The organism is Thermalbibacter longus, from assembly GCF_023806485.1.
GTDB lineage: Bacteria > Chloroflexota > Chloroflexia > Thermomicrobiales > Thermomicrobiaceae > Thermalbibacter > Thermalbibacter longus.
This window is the reverse complement of the sequence record NZ_JAMSLR010000004.1, coordinates 225,426-241,727: the sequence shown is the minus strand read 5'-3', so window position 1 is coordinate 241,727 and position 16,302 is coordinate 225,426. Positions and strand designations below refer to the sequence as shown.

At 65.9% G+C, this 16,302-nt stretch carries 17 protein-coding genes; 9 read left to right on the top strand and 8 right to left on the bottom strand.

Features of this window, described 5'->3' with window-relative positions; translation table 11 throughout:
- Nucleotides 1-79: 79 nt before the first annotated feature.
- The 5 genes from NET02_RS07860 to NET02_RS07840 all read right to left on the bottom strand — a co-directional run bounded on the left by NET02_RS07860 (nt 80) and on the right by NET02_RS07840 (nt 3,960).
- Nucleotides 80-574, bottom strand: a complete 495-nt coding sequence (locus NET02_RS07860) for an ATP synthase subunit B family protein (protein WP_284056837.1) — start codon at nt 572-574, stop codon at nt 80-82.
- A gap of 6 nt (nt 575-580) precedes the next feature.
- Nucleotides 581-1,090: a pantetheine-phosphate adenylyltransferase gene (gene coaD, locus NET02_RS07855; RefSeq protein WP_284056836.1), complete on the bottom strand. Its 510-nt coding sequence runs from the start codon at nt 1,088-1,090 to the stop codon at nt 581-583.
- A complete protein-coding gene (gene rsmD, locus NET02_RS07850; RefSeq protein ID WP_284056835.1) occupies nt 1,087-1,677 on the bottom strand; it encodes a 16S rRNA (guanine(966)-N(2))-methyltransferase RsmD in 591 nt (196 codons plus the stop codon). Before rsmD ends, coaD begins: the two co-directional genes overlap by 4 nt.
- Nucleotides 1,678-1,714: 37 nt before the next feature.
- Nucleotides 1,715-2,575, bottom strand: coding sequence for a prephenate dehydratase (gene pheA, locus NET02_RS07845; protein WP_284056834.1), 861 nt, complete (start codon nt 2,573-2,575; stop codon nt 1,715-1,717).
- Between the two features lie 449 nt (nt 2,576-3,024).
- Nucleotides 3,025-3,960: a CBS domain-containing protein gene (locus NET02_RS07840; RefSeq protein ID WP_284056833.1), complete on the bottom strand. Its 936-nt coding sequence runs from the start codon at nt 3,958-3,960 to the stop codon at nt 3,025-3,027.
- A 338-nt stretch (nt 3,961-4,298) separates the two neighbouring features.
- Here NET02_RS07840 and thpR point away from each other — a divergent pair, with 338 nt between their 5' ends.
- From thpR to prmC, 4 genes are all read left to right on the top strand, one after another.
- Nucleotides 4,299-4,883 carry an RNA 2',3'-cyclic phosphodiesterase gene (gene thpR, locus NET02_RS07835; protein WP_284056832.1) on the top strand — a complete coding sequence of 195 codons (585 nt, stop codon included), beginning with the start codon at nt 4,299-4,301 and terminating at the stop codon, nt 4,881-4,883.
- Entirely contained in the window at nt 4,883-5,371 is a 489-nt protein-coding gene (locus NET02_RS07830) for a TIGR00725 family protein (protein WP_347711023.1), read from the top strand. Before thpR ends, NET02_RS07830 begins: the two co-directional genes overlap by 1 nt.
- Nucleotides 5,372-5,493: 122 nt before the next feature.
- Nucleotides 5,494-6,582 carry a peptide chain release factor 1 gene (prfA, locus tag NET02_RS07825; RefSeq protein WP_284056830.1) on the top strand — a complete coding sequence of 363 codons (1,089 nt, stop codon included), beginning with the start codon at nt 5,494-5,496 and terminating at the stop codon, nt 6,580-6,582.
- 3 nt (nt 6,583-6,585) lie between these two features.
- Nucleotides 6,586-7,437, top strand: coding sequence for a peptide chain release factor N(5)-glutamine methyltransferase (gene prmC, locus NET02_RS07820; RefSeq protein WP_284056829.1), 852 nt, complete (start codon nt 6,586-6,588; stop codon nt 7,435-7,437).
- A 154-nt stretch (nt 7,438-7,591) separates the two neighbouring features.
- Here prmC and rpmB read toward each other — a convergent pair whose 3' ends face one another.
- Nucleotides 7,592-7,783 (bottom strand): 50S ribosomal protein L28, encoded by a 192-nt coding sequence (gene rpmB / locus NET02_RS07815; protein WP_284056828.1) that lies wholly within the window; start codon nt 7,781-7,783, stop codon nt 7,592-7,594.
- 264 nt (nt 7,784-8,047) lie between these two features.
- Between rpmB and NET02_RS07810 the strand changes: the two genes are divergently transcribed.
- The 3 genes from NET02_RS07810 to NET02_RS07800 are packed head-to-tail and all read left to right on the top strand — an operon-like array spanning nt 8,048 to nt 11,477.
- Nucleotides 8,048-9,748 (top strand): DAK2 domain-containing protein, encoded by a 1,701-nt coding sequence (locus tag NET02_RS07810; RefSeq protein ID WP_284056827.1) that lies wholly within the window; start codon nt 8,048-8,050, stop codon nt 9,746-9,748.
- A 9-nt stretch (nt 9,749-9,757) separates the two neighbouring features.
- Complete coding sequence (locus NET02_RS07805; RefSeq protein WP_284056826.1) at nt 9,758-10,663, top strand: DegV family protein; 906 nt, start codon at nt 9,758-9,760, stop codon at nt 10,661-10,663.
- Entirely contained in the window at nt 10,608-11,477 is an 870-nt protein-coding gene (locus NET02_RS07800) for a DegV family protein (protein ID WP_284056825.1), read from the top strand. Before NET02_RS07805 ends, NET02_RS07800 begins: the two co-directional genes overlap by 56 nt.
- A gap of 7 nt (nt 11,478-11,484) precedes the next feature.
- On the opposite strand, the gene NET02_RS07795 is transcribed toward NET02_RS07800, so the two are convergent.
- Nucleotides 11,485-11,937, bottom strand: a complete 453-nt coding sequence (locus NET02_RS07795) for a low affinity iron permease family protein (protein WP_284056824.1) — start codon at nt 11,935-11,937, stop codon at nt 11,485-11,487.
- A gap of 383 nt (nt 11,938-12,320) precedes the next feature.
- Here NET02_RS07795 and recG point away from each other — a divergent pair, with 383 nt between their 5' ends.
- Together recG and NET02_RS07785 are read left to right on the top strand one after the other, a co-directional pair.
- Nucleotides 12,321-14,801, top strand: coding sequence for an ATP-dependent DNA helicase RecG (recG, locus tag NET02_RS07790; RefSeq protein WP_284056823.1), 2,481 nt, complete (start codon nt 12,321-12,323; stop codon nt 14,799-14,801).
- 89 nt (nt 14,802-14,890) lie between these two features.
- Entirely contained in the window at nt 14,891-15,679 is a 789-nt protein-coding gene (locus NET02_RS07785) for an MqnA/MqnD/SBP family protein (protein ID WP_284056822.1), read from the top strand.
- A gap of 36 nt (nt 15,680-15,715) precedes the next feature.
- Here the strand turns inward: NET02_RS07785 and NET02_RS07780 are convergent, their stop codons facing one another.
- Nucleotides 15,716-16,294: a flavin reductase family protein gene (locus tag NET02_RS07780; RefSeq protein WP_284056821.1), complete on the bottom strand. Its 579-nt coding sequence runs from the start codon at nt 16,292-16,294 to the stop codon at nt 15,716-15,718.
- Nucleotides 16,295-16,302: the final 8 nt, after the last annotated feature.

Genomic DNA, 16,302 nt, shown 5'->3' with positions numbered 1-16,302 from the left:
AAGTACACCGCGTTGCGACGCCAACCAGGAGAGCAACCCGGGAGACATACGGGAACGCAGGACGATCACCGCTGAGAGATCAGCGGGTTACTTGATCCTTCACGTGCTGGATGCGGCTCAAGCTCTCTTGCAGGGCCTCCTCAACACGCGACAGCAGCTCCAGCGCGTACAGGTCCACCTCGCCTTTGGCACGCTTGGCCTGGTCCTTGGCTTGCCGCAGCATCTCCTCGCAGCGCGCCTTGGCTTCGTTGACGATCCCCTGCTCGCTCATGATGTACTGGGCACGCTCCTGAGCCGTCGAGAGGATCTTCTGCGCCTCCATCTGCGCCTCGAGGATGATCTTCTGTCGCTCCTGGAGGACTCGCCGAGCCTGGATCAGCTCGCGTGGCAAAGACCGCCGAAGTTGTTCGATGAGGACGAGCGCCTCTGCCTCTTCGACCATCACCCGGTTCGTGAGCGGCACGCGCGAGCCTCGGGTGATCACCTCTTCCAGCCGCTCGATCAGCTCGTTGAGGTCGGTGACCGGCTCTGCTGCTGGGTATCCCCGTACGTCATCCACGCTTACCATCGCCATCCTGCGCTATTCCGCGAAGAGCGTTTCGAACTTCCGCGCTAGTGCCTCGACGACGTGTTCTGGAACGAGACCAGAGACGTCACCGCCTAACCGCGCGACTTCCTTGATCAGGCTAGAGCTGATGAAGGAGTTCTGCGAACTCGTCATCAGGCAGACGACATCGATTTCGGGGGCCAGATGGCGATTCATGTGGGCCAGCTTGAACTCATACTCGAAGTCCGAGACCGCCCGTAGTCCGCGGACAATCGTCTGCGCCCCCACTGCCCGCGCATAGTCTACGGTCAGCCCGCTGAAGATGTCAACGCGAACATTGGGCAGCCCGGCCAGGGCCTTTTCCGCCATCGCCCGGCGCTCCTCCGGGCTGAAGAGCGGGGGCTTGTCCAGCCGGTCGGCCCCCGCGTAGATCCCGACGATCAGCAGGTCGAACAGCCGGGCCGCCCGCTGGGCAACATCGATATGACCGTTCGTGATCGGGTCGAAAGCTCCCGGATACAGCCCGATGTGCTTCACGCTCATGTCTCCATCGCTGACGCTCCGCTCGCCGCCCCTCGCTGCAACCGGTAGATCGCCACGCAGCTATCACCGTGACATCGGTCCCTCAACCGCTCCAACCCGTCCAGGGTCTCTGGGAGAGCGACACGCGGGGAGTGGCCCACCACGAGCACAGCTCCATCCGAGGCGGCGGGCCAGCGGGCAACGGCTGCCATCATCGTCAGGATCTGCGGGTCGGCATACGGCGGGTCCATGATGATGAAGTCATACGGTACGTCGACCGCGCCCCGCCGAGCTAGGAACGAGGTAACCGTCGTGCAGTGAACCGCCGCGCGGTCGCGGAATCCGGTATGCTCCAGGTTCTCCCGGATGACCGCACAGGCAGCCGGGCTTCGCTCGACGAAGTCCACCCACTCGGCACCACGGGAGAGGGCCTCGATGCCGATCGCCCCGCTGCCAGCATAGAGATCGGCCACCCGCCGCGGGCGCACGCCTAACGAATCCAGCATCGAGAACAACGCCTCCCGGATCTTGTCCGCCATCGGTCTCGTGCGCATGCCTCGCGGCGCTTTCAACCGGTGACCGCGCGCGGTGCCGCCGATTACCCGCATGCCCGGTCGCCTCGCTCTCGCATCGCCAGTGCCCCGGCTACCGGCGCGGGATGCGAGCTTCCTCTATCCCGATCTCGTGGCGGGGATAGGAGCCGAAAATCTTCAGCTCCGCCGCCTTCTCCGCCATGCGCGCGAGCGCCTCGGCGATGTGCGGATCGCGCCGGTGCCCCTCGATGTCGACGAGGAAATAGTAGTCACCCAGCGCTGACTTCATCGGACGGCTCTCCACTTTGGTCATCTGGATGTTGGCGGCTGCGAGTTCGTTCAAGACCTCGACGAGCGCACCCGGGACGTTCCGCTTCACCGTGAAGCAGAGCGACGTTCGATCCTGGCCGGTCGGCTCGGCATCGTGCGCGGCCAGGACGATGAATCGTGTCATGTTCGTGCGGTGGTCCTGGATATCCCAGGCCAGCACCTCAGCGCCGTACAACTCAGCGGCTCGCAGAGTGCCGATGGCAGCGCACGAATCGTCCCCACTCTGCATCATCTCGGCCACCGCCGCCGCGGTGCTGAGCGACGCGATCTGCTCTGCTGCCGGCAGGCATCGTTCCAAAAAACGACGACACTGCCCCAGTGCCTGGGGATGCGACTTCACTGCTCGGATCTGCCCGAGCGTCGTGCCGGGCCGGGCAAGCAGGAAGTGTCGAACCGGCAAGACGAGCTCCGCACAGATCTGCAGCGACGTCTCGTGGATCAGGAGGTCTACGGTGGCGCTCACCGTCCCCTCGATGGAGTTCTCGATCGGCAAGATGGCTCGATCGGCCAGGCCGGTCTCGACAGCCGAGACCAGCGCCGGGATCGAGCTCAGCGGTATCAGCACCGCCCCGTCGCGCGCCGCTTGAGCGAGCGCAGCTTCTTCGCTAAACGTCCCTGCCGGACCCAGGTAGGCGAGCCGCACGTCGTGCTACCCTCTCCAACCCACGACGCCCGGCAGTATAGGCTGCCCGCGCAGTCTCGAGCAACTCTCGCGGCTTCAACGCCGGCGTTCCCACTCCCTCACGAGATCTCGCAGGCGCTGCGCTTTCCCGCAGGCGGGACACCGCAGCACGACTTCCCCGCCATCCGCGAGCAGCGGATCGACGAGTGGGTAGAAGCGCCTGCGCCGGAAGATCCCCAGGACTTCCCCACACGAGCAATAGACTCTCCGGCCGCGCAGCCACTCGAGGAGGGGCTGTCGCTCCCCCAGCATCCGTCTCCGTTTCCCCACCTGGTCGAACAAGCCCGACCGCGCGATGCTTGCCCACAGTCAACTATACCGCCACCTTACATGGCCTAGAAGCGATCAATGCGAGGCGCGCGAGTGCCCGGTCAGGCACTCGCGCCTCCTCGCAGCGATGACGGCGCATCTCAGCTCTGCGCCTCGATGTCGGTCAGCAAATTGAACTCGCGCGCGTCGATCTTGAGCACCACGGTGTCGCCCTCGACTCGATCGATTACCTCTGGGGTGAGACGCTTATGCTTGCGGCCGAGCAGGCCATGCGCCACGACGAAGCCAGCAAGCTCGCCGGTCATCGTATCGCGAATCAGCTCCGACACCGTGCCGAGCTTCTTCCCAGCAGCACCGACGACCGTCATGCCCGAACGCAACCCGAGATCCGCGGCCTCCTCCACGACGACGGCGCGCTGCTCGGCATGCGCGAGCGCCATCGCCGGAATCTCCCCGACGAGTCGTTCCTCTTCGTCGACCACCGGCAAGTAGTCGATTCCCGAGAGTTGGTCTTCGAACTCGTTGAGATGCGCCAGCGCCTCCGTGATCGTCTGCGAGGGCGTGAGGTGCGGGAACTCGCGGACCATGAACTCCCGTACCGGCCGCTCCGCATCCTCGCCCGCCAGCCCCATGATCTCCCGCCAGCGCACGATCCCGACCGGTCGTTCTCCCTCGACGACGATCAGCGACAGCCGCGCCTCGCCGCCCAGTCGGGTCTGCGCCGTCCGCACAGCCTGATCAGGCGACACCACATCGAGCGCCTGGACCATCAGGTCAGCAACCCGGCGCCCCTCCGCGATCGTTTCCTGCCCGGAGGGCAGATGACCGGCCGGCGGATTGGTCGGTTCGTTTTCCCAACCCATCTGGTCCACCTCCTTGCTCGAGATACCCAGCTCGAGTCGCTGCTCGCTAGTGAGCGCTTCGCGCACGGCATCGCGCGGGATAGCGATATCACGATGCCGGGGCCGGCTCACGACGAAATCTCGCTCGCGCACCTGTTTGACCTGGCCGACGTATTCACCGTCAGCGCCGAACACGTTCATCCCCGGCTGAACCCAGAGCCGCTCCGAACTCATAACCCCTCTCCTTTCCAAGCTTGTAGCCGGGTCGGTCAGAGACCGAGGGAGCGCTCACCCCTTCCGCTTGTAGACAATAACACGCGGCTTGACAGTTGATAACACATTCTGGGCAGTTTAGCCCGTCGCCTGCTGCGCGCGAGCCATCTTCCGGACCATGCGTGCGAGGCCGAGAATGTTCACCATGCCGCAAAGACACGTTACTCACAGCGCCACCTGTCGAATTCCCGAACACGGATCACAGGTAGCTCAGTTCGTGCCGGTATCTGGATACGGAGAAGGGATTGAAGCGGTATACTTGTATGCGGGCAATGCGACAGTGGGGAGCGAGTGCCGCCATGAATGAACAGTGGCGGCTTTTTGCAGCAATCGAGTTACCCGAGCCAGTGCGGGAGCGAATCGGCGAAGAGATCGAGCGGTTGCGCCGGCTCGGCTGGCGGGCGAAGTGGGTGAACCCGGAGGGAAGCCACCTTACCGTCAAGTTTTACGGCTCGGTCCCGCTCCAGGCAGTGGGCCAACTTCGGAAAGCGCTACGTGCTGGCGTGTCCGATCTGCCGGCCTTCACGCTGGAGACCGCAGGAGCCGGCGTCTTCCCGCGCTTGGGTCGACCACGCGTTCTCTGGCTCGGTGTCGGTGGCGAGGTCGAAGCTCTGGCCAGGCTACAGCGGCGCGTCGAGGAGCTCAGCGTGGAGCTCGGGTTCTCGACCGAGGAGCGGCCATATCACCCGCACCTGACACTCGCTCGCTTTCGTCCGGAGGATCTCTCCTCGCTTCGCGGGCTTGAGCGCCAGGTGGCGCGACTTGCGACGCTGCCATCGCTCCCTATCCCGGTTCGCGCGCTCACGCTCTACCGCAGCGAGCTGCGCCCAACCGGAGCGATCTACTCGGTCGTCGACACCTTCGCTCTGGAGGCCGGCCGATGATGGTCGCCGTCTGCGGGCCCAACGAGGCGACTCCGGAAGAGGCCGAGCTGGCTGAGGCCGTCGGCGAGGCGTTGGCTCGCCGGGGGTGTGCCGTTATCTGCGGGGGACGGGATGGAGTGATGGCGGCGGCGTGCCGAGGGGCCAAGCGAGCAGGCGGTGTCACCATCGGCGTGCTGCCGGGATACGATCGACGCGCCGCCAACCCCTGGGTCGATTACGCGATCTGCACCGGGATGGGTGAGGCCCGCAACGCCATCATCGTGGCGTCCGCTGACGTCGTGATCGCCGTGGGTGGCGGGCTCGGTACGCTATCGGAGATCGCGCTCGCGCTCAAGCTCGGCAAGCGCGTCGTCTCATTGGGAAGCTGGGCACTCGAGGACCAGCGATTGGCCCGCCAGGAAGCCCAACAACTCTACCGCCAGGCGGTGACCGTGGACCAGGCCATCGAGCTAGCGCTCGCCGGGGTTTCGAGGGCTTCTCCTACCTAGCCGAGCACGACCAGCACCGCGTTCCTCCGCCATACGCCGCCGGCCCGCACGCGTGGGCCGGGTGGCCAGAGAACTGTTGCTCGCCCATACTTCATGTCGCTACCTTGAGGAGCGTGATGGACATGACGAAGGCAGTGAGCGTTCTCGACAAACTGCACGATCTCGAGCAGCGCTATATCGAGCTCGATCACCTGCTGGCCGATCCCGAAGTCGTAAGCGACCCTCCGCGGCTAGCCCAGCTCGCCCGCGAGCGGGCTGAACTCGAGGAAGTCGTCCAGCTCTACCGGCAACTTCGTCAGACGGACCAGGAGATCCTGGAAGCTGAACAGCTCCTGGACGGGCCAGATCCCGACCTGTCCGAACTGGCCGCCGAAGAGCTGGAACGGCTGCGCAAGCTCCGTGACCATCTCTACCAGGATCTGCGCTCGCGGCTGGCCCCACGAGATCCCAACGACGAGAAGGACGTCATCGTGGAAATCCGCGCCGGAACAGGCGGGGAGGAAGCCGCGCTCTTCGCCGCCGACCTGTTCCGGATGTACTCCCGCTACGCTGAGCGGCAGGGTTGGAAGGTCGAAGTCCTCTCGAGCAGCCCGACTGAACTGGGCGGCTTCAAGGAGATCATCTTCGAGGTCCGCGGGAGAGGCGCGTACAGCCACCTCAAGCATGAGAGCGGCGTGCATCGTGTTCAGCGCGTGCCGGTGACGGAGTCGGGAGGGCGGATCCACACCTCGACTGCCACGGTGGCCGTGCTTCCAGAGGCCGAAGAGGTAGACGTCCACATCGACGAAGATGACCTGCGCATCGAGGTGTTCCGCTCCAGCGGTCATGGCGGGCAGAGCGTCAACACCACCGACTCGGCTGTGCGCATCACGCATCTGCCCACCGGCATCGTCGTAACCTGCCAGGACGAGCGCTCACAGCTCAAGAACCGGCTCAAGGCGATGGCCGTGCTGCGCGCCCGGCTCTACGACCTGGAGCGGCGCCGGCTGGAAGAGGAGCGCACCGGGATGCGCCGTTCGCAAGTGGGCACTGGCGAGCGCTCGGAGAAGATCAGAACCTACAACTTCCCGCAGGATCGGGTCACCGACCACCGGCTGAAGCTGAGCGTCAGTAACCTCCCGGCGGTGCTCGACGGTGAACTCGAGCCGTTCATCAGCGAGTTACAGGCCCTGGAGCAGGCCGAGCGGCTGCGCGCAGCCGGTATCCAGTGAGCGATGGCTCGACCGACGATCAGCATACTGCTCCGGCGGGCCTCGGAGCGGTTGCGCTCGGCTGGAATCGGGACTCCGCGGCTGGACGCCGAGATCTTGCTGATGGCCGTGCTCGGACAAGATCGTGCCGGGCTCTACCGCAACCTGCGGGAGCCGGTCTCGCCTGAGGCTGCTGACCGGTTCTTCCAACTGGTCGAGCGGCGTGCGCGGGGTGAGCCGGTTGCGTACCTGACGGGCCGGCGCGAGTTCTACGGGCTCGAATTTTTCGTGACGCCAGCCGTCCTGATCCCTCGACCGGAGACCGAGTTCCTGGTCACCTGGGCCGCCGAGCGGCTTCGCCAGCGCGCTCGGCGCTCGATCTGCGTCGACGTGGGAACCGGATGCGGCGCCGTTGCCGTCGCGCTAGCGCACGCGCTGGGGCCGGCCTGGCAAGGGACGCTGGTCGGTAGCGATATCTCGCGGCGAGCGCTGGAGGTCGCCCGGGTGAACCGGGATCGGCTGGCGCCCCGGCAGGTCGAGCTCATCTGTGGCGACCTGCTGGATTGGTGCCGTGGGCCGCTCGACCTGGTCACCGCTAATCTCCCCTATCTCCGGCCCGACCAGGCCCACAGCGGGCTAGCGTTCGAGCCACCACAAGCACTCTACGCCGGCGAGGACGGCTTCGCGCTCTACCGCCGCCTGCTGCATCAGGCCGCCGCGCTCCTGCGTCCTGACGGGGGCATCATCTGCGAGATCGACCCTGGCCAGCGCCAGCTCGCGCGGGAGACCGCGCAGGCCCTCCTCCCGGCGGCGCGCGTCCAGATCCTGCCTGATCTGGCCGGGCTGGACCGCTACCTTACGATCGAGTTGGCATAGAACACGCGGACGCCCGAGAGTACCGGAGAGGAGACAGGGGGATGGCCCGCATCGGGAACCGGTGAGTCAGGAACAGACACGGCTAAGGGAGCGACTAGGTGAGTCACTCCCTTACATACGGCTTTCGCTGGCTCCCTGGAAGGGAGCACGGAGGTTACGCGGTTCTCGCCTGCTTGTGCAGCGTGCGCAGGCACCGCGTGCAGATCCGCATCCGCCGCCTTACACCGTCTACGAGGATGGTCACAGGCTGGATGTTCGGCTTGAACTTGCGGTTGGTCTTGCGGTTCGAGTGGCTGACGTTATGCCCGAACCCCGGCTTTTTCCCACAGAGTTCGCAGGTTGCCACTGGTCACTCCTCCACCCAGGTCGTCGAGTCGCATGCAGACGTACGTTCAGTTACAATGATCCTGATGAGAACTTGTCGCAATTCCCTTCTCGCCTGCCGCGTTCGGCATCGCAGCAAGCCTAGCACAGGCATCGCGGCGCTGCCAACGGCGGCCGATTCCTCGTACCCGGCGCGCAACCAGTCGCAGTCCCGAGCGGCGGCGAACTGGTATCCTGCGCTGGGTACAAACGGAGAGGTTGAACGACTTGACCGGAAAGGTCTCCTGTGAAGCACCGTGAACCAGCACGCGGATTACCACGAGAGTCAGCGGGGTCGAGCGAAGGTCATCTGGATGCGGCCTGGTCAGCCCCGCTGCTCGTCGGCGCGCTCGAGGCCGCGCTCGAACGCTTCCGGCCTCATGTCCCGAGCATCAATGCGCTGAACGTCTTCCCGGTTCCTGACGGCGACACCGGCACCAACATGCTTCTCACGTTAGAGGCAGCCGTGCGTGCGGCCCAGGGTTCCCGGGCACAGACCGCTGGCGAGCTCTTGCGAGAAGCCGCCCGCGGGGCACTCATGGGCGCGCGTGGGAACTCGGGCGTCATTCTCTACCAGGTCTTCGCCGGTCTGGCCGAAGGGGCCATCGGGGAATGGACGATCAACGGCGCCGCCCTGGCACGCGGTCTTACTGCCGGCACTCGCTTGGCATATCAGGCTGTTCTGAACCCGGTCGAGGGCACGATGCTGACCGTCCTGCGAGAGATGGGGCAGGCCGCGACGGAGGCAGCGCAATCCGACACGAGGATCGCCAGCGCGCTCCTGGCTGCGCGCCAGGCAGCCATCCAGACGGTTCGACGTACTCCCGAGCTGCTGGAGATCTTGCGCCAGGCGGGAGTCGTCGATGCCGGTGGCCAGGGGCTCGCGGTCATCGTCGACGCGCTGGCCGCGTTCGCCACCGGTTCAGAACCACTGATCGAGCTACCGGAGATGCCGCTGGCGGCGGGACGAATCGCCGAGTCGATGGCGTTTCTCGACCGACTCGACGAGCTCCATGGTGAGGAAGCATTCGGCTACTGCACCAACTTCGTGCTCATGGGCGAAGACATCCCCTTGGACGAGTTCCGACAGCGGATTCAACAACTCGGCGCCTCAGCAGTCATTGTCGGCGACCGCCGCACGCTGAAAGTTCACGTGCATACCGAACGGCCGGGGCTCGTGCTCGAAGCGGCGCTCACCTTCGGCGAGTTGCACGCCGTGCGCATCGACAACATGAACGTGCAGACGCGCGAGTTGCTGGCCGAGCGCGAAGCGGCCCGAGAGCGGGCTCGGGTCAGCCCGATCGGCGTCGTCGCGGTGGCTCGCGGCGAAGGGCTGGTTCGAGCCTTCGAGGGGCTCGGGGCGACCGTCGTGCCTGGCGGGCCGACGATGAACCCGAGCACGGAGGACATCCTCTCAGCCATCGAACGCCTCCCGCAGGATCAGGTCATCGTGCTCCCAAACGACCCAAATATCATACCTACCGCCCAGCAGGCGATTCGGCTGACCCACAAGCAGGCTTGCGTCGTGCCGTCACGCAGCGTGCAGCAGGGCATCGCCGCGCTGGCAGCGCTGAGCTTCGCCGAAGACCTGGAGGAGAACGTCCAGGCGATGAGCGAAGCGCTCCAGCGGGTGCGCTCGCTGGCGGTAACGCAGGCAACGCGGGACGTCGCCATCGACGGTGTGGAGGTCAAGAGGGGCCAGTATATCGGCCTGCTCGACGACCGTCTGGTCGTTGCGACTGACGACCTCTCGTGTGCGGTGACCGCGCTGCTAGATCAGGCAGACCCCTCCTCGTTCGAGCTCCTGACCATCTTCACCGGAGCAGGCACGGCAAGAGCCGAGCTCGAGTCACTGGTCGAGACAATTCGAGCACGCTGGCCTGCTCTGGAGATCGAGATCGTGGCCGGTGGCCAGCCACACTATCCGCTCCTGCTGTCACTAGAGTGAGAGGGCCATATGCCGCGCGTCGCGGTCGTCACCGACAGCACGGCCGATCTTCCGATTTCCCTGTGTTATCGATACGGGATCACGGTCGTCCCGATGTCGATCGAGCACGACGGGCAAGTCCTCGACGACAGGCCGGAACTGGCGCTGACGATCGCGCGGTCGTCCACCTCGGAAAGGCTGCGCGTGTACCACCCTCCACCCAGCCGCTTCGTCGAAACATACCGCCAACTGGGCAAAGCGCATGAGGCCATTGTCTCGATTCACCTCTCTCAACGTCTAAGTGGAACTCTCCACAGCGCGCTCGAAGCGAGCCGAGCCGTGAGCGCTCAGGTGGCTGTGCGCGTGCTCGACTCCGGCTCCGTCTCGATGGGTCTCGGCTTCGTTGCGCTACGGGCCGCCCAGGCAGCTCTGGCCGGCGCGTCACTAGGAGAGGTCGTGGCATCGGCCCAGCTCGCTGCCGAATCGGTCTCGGTCTTCTTTTTGCTTGGAAGCACTGGGCCGTTACGGCAACGCCGCCGCATCGGATGGGCTGCCGGCCTGCTGACCGACGTGCTCGGGATCAGGCCACTACTGACCATGTCTGAAGGGGTCGTCGTCCCGGTCACCCGAGCCTGGGCTCGCCCGCACGGAATCAGCCAGCTCTACGAGCTGGCGACAGAGTTTCCACGAATCGAGCGCCTGGCAGTGATCCGGAGCCCGGAGCTTCGGGAGACTGAGCTCGATGCTCTCTTGTGGTCGATCTGTCCGCCCACGCGACGGTTGGAGACGACGTTCTCGGCGGCGCTGATGAGCTGGTTCGGCCCTGAGGCTGTGGGAATGGCGATCGATGCCAGCATGGGGGGATCAGAGGAGGAGACCGATGGAGATGTCGACGCCCTCGCGACCAGCCTGGATCGTAACCGACAGCACGGCTGACTTCCCTCCCGGGCTGATCGAGGGAATGCCAGTTACCGTTGTACCGCTGATCGTCGAGATCGAGGGACGCAGCTATCGGGATCGCGTCGATCTGAGCCCGGACGAGTTTCTCGCAAAGCTTCGCCGGGGCGTGCTGCCACGCACGTCACAGCCTCCGGCCGGTGCCTTCCAGGAGGTCTATCAAGACCTGCTCGACCAGGGATACGAGATCGTGTCGATCCATATCGCCGCGACGCTCTCCGGAACGCTCAACTCCGCGAGTGCCGCCACCCAGGCGCTCGGTTCAGATCGCATCCACCTCTGCGACACCGGCTCCGTCTCGATGGGATTGGGCTGGCTGGTCATCGAGGCCGCCGAACTCGCGGCGAGCGGCCAGCCGGCAGCGGCAATTGTTCAGTATCTCGAGCGACGCCGGCAGCACGTCCGGCTCTTCGCGATGCTGGACACGCTCGAATACCTGCAGAAGGGCGGGCGAATCGGCCGGGCGGCGGCGTTCCTCGGCTCGGCGCTGCAGGTTAAGCCCATCATAACCGTCCGTGACGGAGCGGTCGAGCCGGTCGAGCGCGTGCGCACGTTTCGGCGCGGCGTTGAGCGCCTGCTCGACCTCGCGCGGGAGCACGCGCCTTTCGACCGGTTAGCAGTGCTGCACCTCGATTCCGAGGGGCCAGCACGCGAGCTCCGCGACCAGCTTCAGGCCCTACAACCGGAACTCCAGATCCCTCTCTCCAAGATCGGAACGGTCGTCGGCACGTACGCCGGCCCCGGCGCTCTCGGCTTCGTGGGGCTGGTTCAGGCGGCTCGGTCTGGGTCTTGAGACCGTCTCACGGCCGCCGGACATCTCCCTCGCTCGTGGCGTCGCCGACTTCCACCTGCTCCACGTCGGTATCCTTGTGGCCGTGGCGCATCTCCGACCGTGCTCGCCGGGCGAGCTCTTCGTATCGCTGGCGTATCTGTTCCAGTTCCTTATCCTCCAGCTCCTCGAGATCGAGCATCGCATTGTGCGCGCCTTCGAGCGCGCGGATCAGCTCGTCCAGCTTGAGCTGTAACGCAGTGCTGTCCCGATTCTGGGTGTTCTGGATAAGGAAGACCATCAAGAACGTCACGATCGTGGTTCCGGTATTGATGACCAGTTGCCAGGTATCGCTGAAGCCGAAGATGGGGCCAGTCAGCGCCCAGGCGCCGACGATGAGCACGGCGACTGCAAAGGCAGCGGGATGCCCGGCAGCATGAGACGTCCACTTGGCGAATCGAGTGAAGGGCGAACCGCGATACACGCCCGCGCTCCTTTCCTGTCGGACAGCAGCGAGTCATCGCTGCTACGCGCCGGTATCCGATGACCTAATCCTAATGGCCGGCGCGACCGTGCCGGCGCCTCGACGGCCGATGCCCGCGCGTCGCTTCTTGCCCCTGGCGTGTTCGCCGGCGACCAGCCGTGAGAAGCCGCCGGGTATCGCGCGGATGGAGCACGCTGCAGGCGGCTAGCGTTGCCTGAGCTTCTGCGTCAGGTCCGCTCCGGTACTGATATGGCGATTGGTTCCTGTTGAACTCGCTCGGGATCCCGCTCCACCCTCTGTGGGGCACGACGAGCTATCCGCGCTTGACAGCCATCTGACCGGCCAGTTCACTTGGATGGCGGCGCGTTCGGTCGAGAACGGGGATGACGGTGCGCTCATCCGACGTGGACAGGCAAGACCCGGCGCTGCTCCTCGAAAAGGTCTTCGCGTTGGAGGAGCGCAAGGGCTTTCAGGACACCGCAGTCACGGGTGGGCTGGCCGCGCTGCTGGCTCGCAACGCCGGAACCTGGCTCACCGCCAGGCCGGCGCTCGCTGCGACGCTCCGGCGGCTCTCGGAACTGCTGGACGACTACGCGGCACTAGCCCCGGCTGAACGGGCCCGGCGCATCGCGGCCGCGCGGCAGCTTCTGACTGCGCCTGCTCGGATCACGCCGGTCCAACGCCATCGCGATCCCGGCCACGCCCAGCACGCCATCGAAGCCCGGCGTCGCGACGGGCGCCAGAACAGCCAGCCGGCCAAGACCTTGCGCGCGCCGGCGATTTCCTCGCTCGACGACCCGGTGACCATCCTGCCGGGTGTGGGCACGCAGCGTGCTCGCCAGCTCGAGGCGCTGGGGGTGTACACCGTGCGCGACCTGCTGTATCTTCTCCCCCGCCGCTACGAGGACTACACGCAGGTCCAGCCGATCGGCCGCATCGCCCACCTGTTCTATCGCACCGGAAGTGAGGAGATCCGCTGCACAGTCATCGGCGAGGTCACCGAGGTGTCGGAGCGAGAGACCGCGAGCGGGCGACGCCTCGTCCATGCGGAGATCAGCGATCCAACCGGCACGATTCCAGCCATCTGGTTCAACCCTTATGTCGCTCGGCAACTTCGCCCCGGCATGCGCATCGCGCTGAGCGGGCGGCTGGAGCGCCAGCGAGCCATCGTCTGCTTCCGCAACCCTGAGTGGGAGCCGGCCGATGAGGACCTGCTGCACACCGGGCGGATCGTGCCGGTCTATCCGCTGACCCGGAACCTGTATCAGAAGCAGCTCCGGCAGCTTACTCGCGCCGCGCTCGACGCGGGACTGCACCTCGTCATCGATCCGCTGCCCGAGGATACTCGGAAGCGCTATGGGCTCCCCTCGCTGCCCGAAGCGATCGGCCAGCTCCACTTCCCGGAATCGAGCCAGCAAGCTGAGATCGCTCGCCGGCGCCTGGCTTTCGACGAGTTCCTGGCCTTGCAGCTCGGTTTGGTCCGGCGCAAGGCCGAGTGGCAGGCCCAGCCAGGTAACGCCATCCCCATCGACCGGGCCAGGATCGACACCTTCTTGCGTAGCCTGCCCTTCGCCCTCACGAACGCGCAGGCCCGCGCGCTCGACGAGATCCTGGAGGATATGGCTCAGCCACGGCCGATGAGCCGGCTGCTCCAGGGCGACGTCGGGTCGGGCAAGACGGTCGTAGCGGCGGCCGCCGCGCTGGCGGCCAGCGCGAGTGGCTACCAGGTCGCCGTTCTGGCGCCGACCGAGATCCTCGCCGAGCAGCACGCCCAGAGCTTCCGGAGCCTCTATGCTGGCTTCCCCGCGGATGCCCGCCCGGCCGTGGCGCTGTTGACCAGCAGCACGCCTGAGCGTGCCCGCCAGGAGATCGAACAGGGGCTTCGCGACGGGAGCATTCAGCTCCTGATCGGGACTCATGCCATCTTGGAAGACTGGGTCCAGTTCCAGCGGCTCGGCCTAGCGATCATCGACGAGCAGCACCGCTTCGGCGTCCTCCAGCGAGCCACCCTGCGGGCAAAGGGGGACAATCCCGATGTGCTGGTGATGACCGCCACGCCGATCCCGCGCAGCCTAGCTCTCGTGCTGCACGGCGACCTCGACGTCTCGATCATCGATGAGATGCCGCCGGGACGACAGACAGTCCAGACCTATGCCGTCAAGAGCGACATGCGCCAGCGCGTGTACCAGTTCATCCGCAAGCAAGTGACCGAGGGGTACCAGGCCTTCATCATTTACCCGCTGGTGGAAGAGTCCGAGGCCATCGACGCCCGCGCCGCTACAGTCGAGTTCGAACGGCTACAACGGGAGGTGTTTCCCGACCTCCGGCTCGGGCTGCTCCACGGCCGTATGCGTCCGGCCGAGAAGGACGCGGTGATGACCGCGTTCCGCGACCGCGAGCTGGACATCCTGGTCTCGACCGCTGTGGTGGAAGTTGGGATCGACGTGCCGAACGCGACCGTGATGCTTATCGAAGGAGCGGATCGATTCGGCCTGGCTCAACTGCACCAGTTCCGCGGCCGGGTAGGGCGTGGCGCGGCCCAGTCGTACTGCATCCTGATCTCGGATTCGGAGGGCCAGGAGGCCCGTGACCGGCTGGAGGCTCTGGTGCACACCTTCGATGGCTTTCGGCTGGCCGAGATCGATCTGCAGATGCGTGGACCCGGCGAGTTCCTGGGCACTCGCCAGAGCGGCATGCCCGATCTCCGTTTCGCCAGCCTGGCCGACGTGGTCACGCTCCAGCAGGCCAGACGCGAGGCCGAGCGGATCATCGAGATCGATCCCGAGCTCCGCAGGCCGGAGCATCGCCTGCTCCGCGAGCAGGTGCGGCGCTTCTGGCAGTCCGGCGCGGGCGATCTGAGCTGATCCGAGCGGCGAGCCAGTAATTCGCCCCAACCGCGCTGGTAGCCCGCTCGCCGAGCCGAAGAGCTTCACTCCGTGGAAGGGCTCATGAGATGCCGGACTGCTTCATCGAACAGAGCGTCACGACTGCCGTCTACTCCCTACCCATCGCGCAGGGCTGGGTCGAGCCGACCACGAGCTTCATGCTCGAGAGGTACCTGACCGCCGAGGTCGTGCGCTCGCGCGGCCTGCCCGCCCTGCTGGACGCGGTCGAGGCCACGCAGCTCGCGAACGAGTTCGTCGTCATCGCCGATGTCGCGCTGGTAAGCCAGCACACGAGTGGCGTGGCGATGCAGACGAGCGGGCGGCCAGACACGCTCGACGAGGTCAGCGTGGCCCTGGACAGTGTCAGCCTGACAGCCGAAGCGCTGGCCCGAGCGACGGTGACGCCCTTCTACGGGATCGGCGTGACGGCCTGGAGTCGAAGTTCCGAGCACGGCCCGGTCACGATACTCGAAGACGACGAGGCGCTGGCCCAGCCGCTCTCCGAACGGATGCACGACCTGGGCCGGGCGTGGTTCATCCTGTCCTCCCTCCCCTTCCCGAGCCATGTCCTGGTGGCACCCCGACGGATGCTCGCCGAGCAAGAGGAGGCGCTCCGGCTCCTGGTGAGGGAGCTGCACGCCGCTCGCGAGGCAGCAATGGCGCGGCCGGGAGAGCTGCTGGAACAGCTCATGGGCGAGCACGCGCTGAACCGGGAGCGCGTGAACGCGCTCCTGGCCGATCAGACCCACAGGCTGACCCAACGCGCGCGCAGCGGGTTACGGGAGCTGCTCCACCGTACCGGCCGCGATCTCGGCGTACCCAGCATAGACGCGGTCGAAATCGTCAGCTTGAGCTAGGTCATCGTCAGCTTGATCTAGGACGCTGTGACGTCCTCAGTCCTCTTCGTCCTCTTCCCGCTCTGGACGGGCAGTATAGGGCCGGGACAGGCCAGCGTAGAGGTCTAAGGCCACATGGTGGATCAGCGGCGAGTCGTCCGAAATCTGCCATCGATCGGTGAACAGCTCGTCGTCGGCGGAGACGGCCAGCACCTCGCCCACGAACAGGTCGTGATCGCCCAGCGTTAGCCGCTCGACGAGGCCACACTCGATGTGGGCGGCACATTCTTCGATGACCGGCACGTCGACCGCCAGGGCGTCGACCGGGTGCAGGCCAGCCTGGAGAAACTTGTCGAACTCGCGTCCCGAGACGATGCCGCAGCGATGCACCGCGTCAATCAGCTCGAGCGTCGGCACGTTTAGGACGAAGAGCTCACCGCGCGTCACCAGCTCGTGCGTGAAACGCGAGGGATGGATCGCCACGCCCACGCGCGGCGGATCGAGACTTAGCGGTATTACCCAGGCGGCCGTCATGACGTTCGGCTGGGATCGGAACTGTGCGGTCACCAGCACGACCGGCCCAGGCTCGAGCAGACGGGCCGCCTGGCGAGAGTCACGCGGCGACTTGCTCGGCATTTCCTCAC

Excerpts from the sequence above, each read along its gene's own strand:
- prfA (WP_284056830.1), top strand. The coding sequence starts at position 5,494 with ATGACGAAGGCAGTGAGCGTTCTCGACAAACTGCACGATCTCGAGCAG.
- NET02_RS07805 (WP_284056826.1), top strand. The coding sequence starts at position 9,758 with ATGCCGCGCGTCGCGGTCGTCACCGACAGCACGGCCGATCTTCCGATT.
- rsmD (WP_284056835.1), bottom strand. The coding sequence starts at position 1,677 with ATGCGGGTAATCGGCGGCACCGCGCGCGGTCACCGGTTGAAAGCGCCG.
- NET02_RS07830 (WP_347711023.1), top strand. The coding sequence starts at position 4,883 with ATGGTCGCCGTCTGCGGGCCCAACGAGGCGACTCCGGAAGAGGCCGAG.
- NET02_RS07800 (WP_284056825.1), top strand. The coding sequence starts at position 10,608 with ATGGAGATGTCGACGCCCTCGCGACCAGCCTGGATCGTAACCGACAGC.
- thpR (WP_284056832.1), top strand. The coding sequence starts at position 4,299 with ATGAATGAACAGTGGCGGCTTTTTGCAGCAATCGAGTTACCCGAGCCA.
- prmC (WP_284056829.1), top strand. The coding sequence starts at position 6,586 with ATGGCTCGACCGACGATCAGCATACTGCTCCGGCGGGCCTCGGAGCGG.
- NET02_RS07780 (WP_284056821.1), bottom strand. The coding sequence starts at position 16,294 with ATGCCGAGCAAGTCGCCGCGTGACTCTCGCCAGGCGGCCCGTCTGCTC.
- NET02_RS07785 (WP_284056822.1), top strand. The coding sequence starts at position 14,891 with ATGCCGGACTGCTTCATCGAACAGAGCGTCACGACTGCCGTCTACTCC.
- coaD (WP_284056836.1), bottom strand. The coding sequence starts at position 1,090 with ATGAGCGTGAAGCACATCGGGCTGTATCCGGGAGCTTTCGACCCGATC.
- NET02_RS07840 (WP_284056833.1), bottom strand. The coding sequence starts at position 3,960 with ATGAGTTCGGAGCGGCTCTGGGTTCAGCCGGGGATGAACGTGTTCGGC.
- recG (WP_284056823.1), top strand. The coding sequence starts at position 12,321 with ATGACGGTGCGCTCATCCGACGTGGACAGGCAAGACCCGGCGCTGCTC.
- NET02_RS07860 (WP_284056837.1), bottom strand. The coding sequence starts at position 574 with ATGGCGATGGTAAGCGTGGATGACGTACGGGGATACCCAGCAGCAGAG.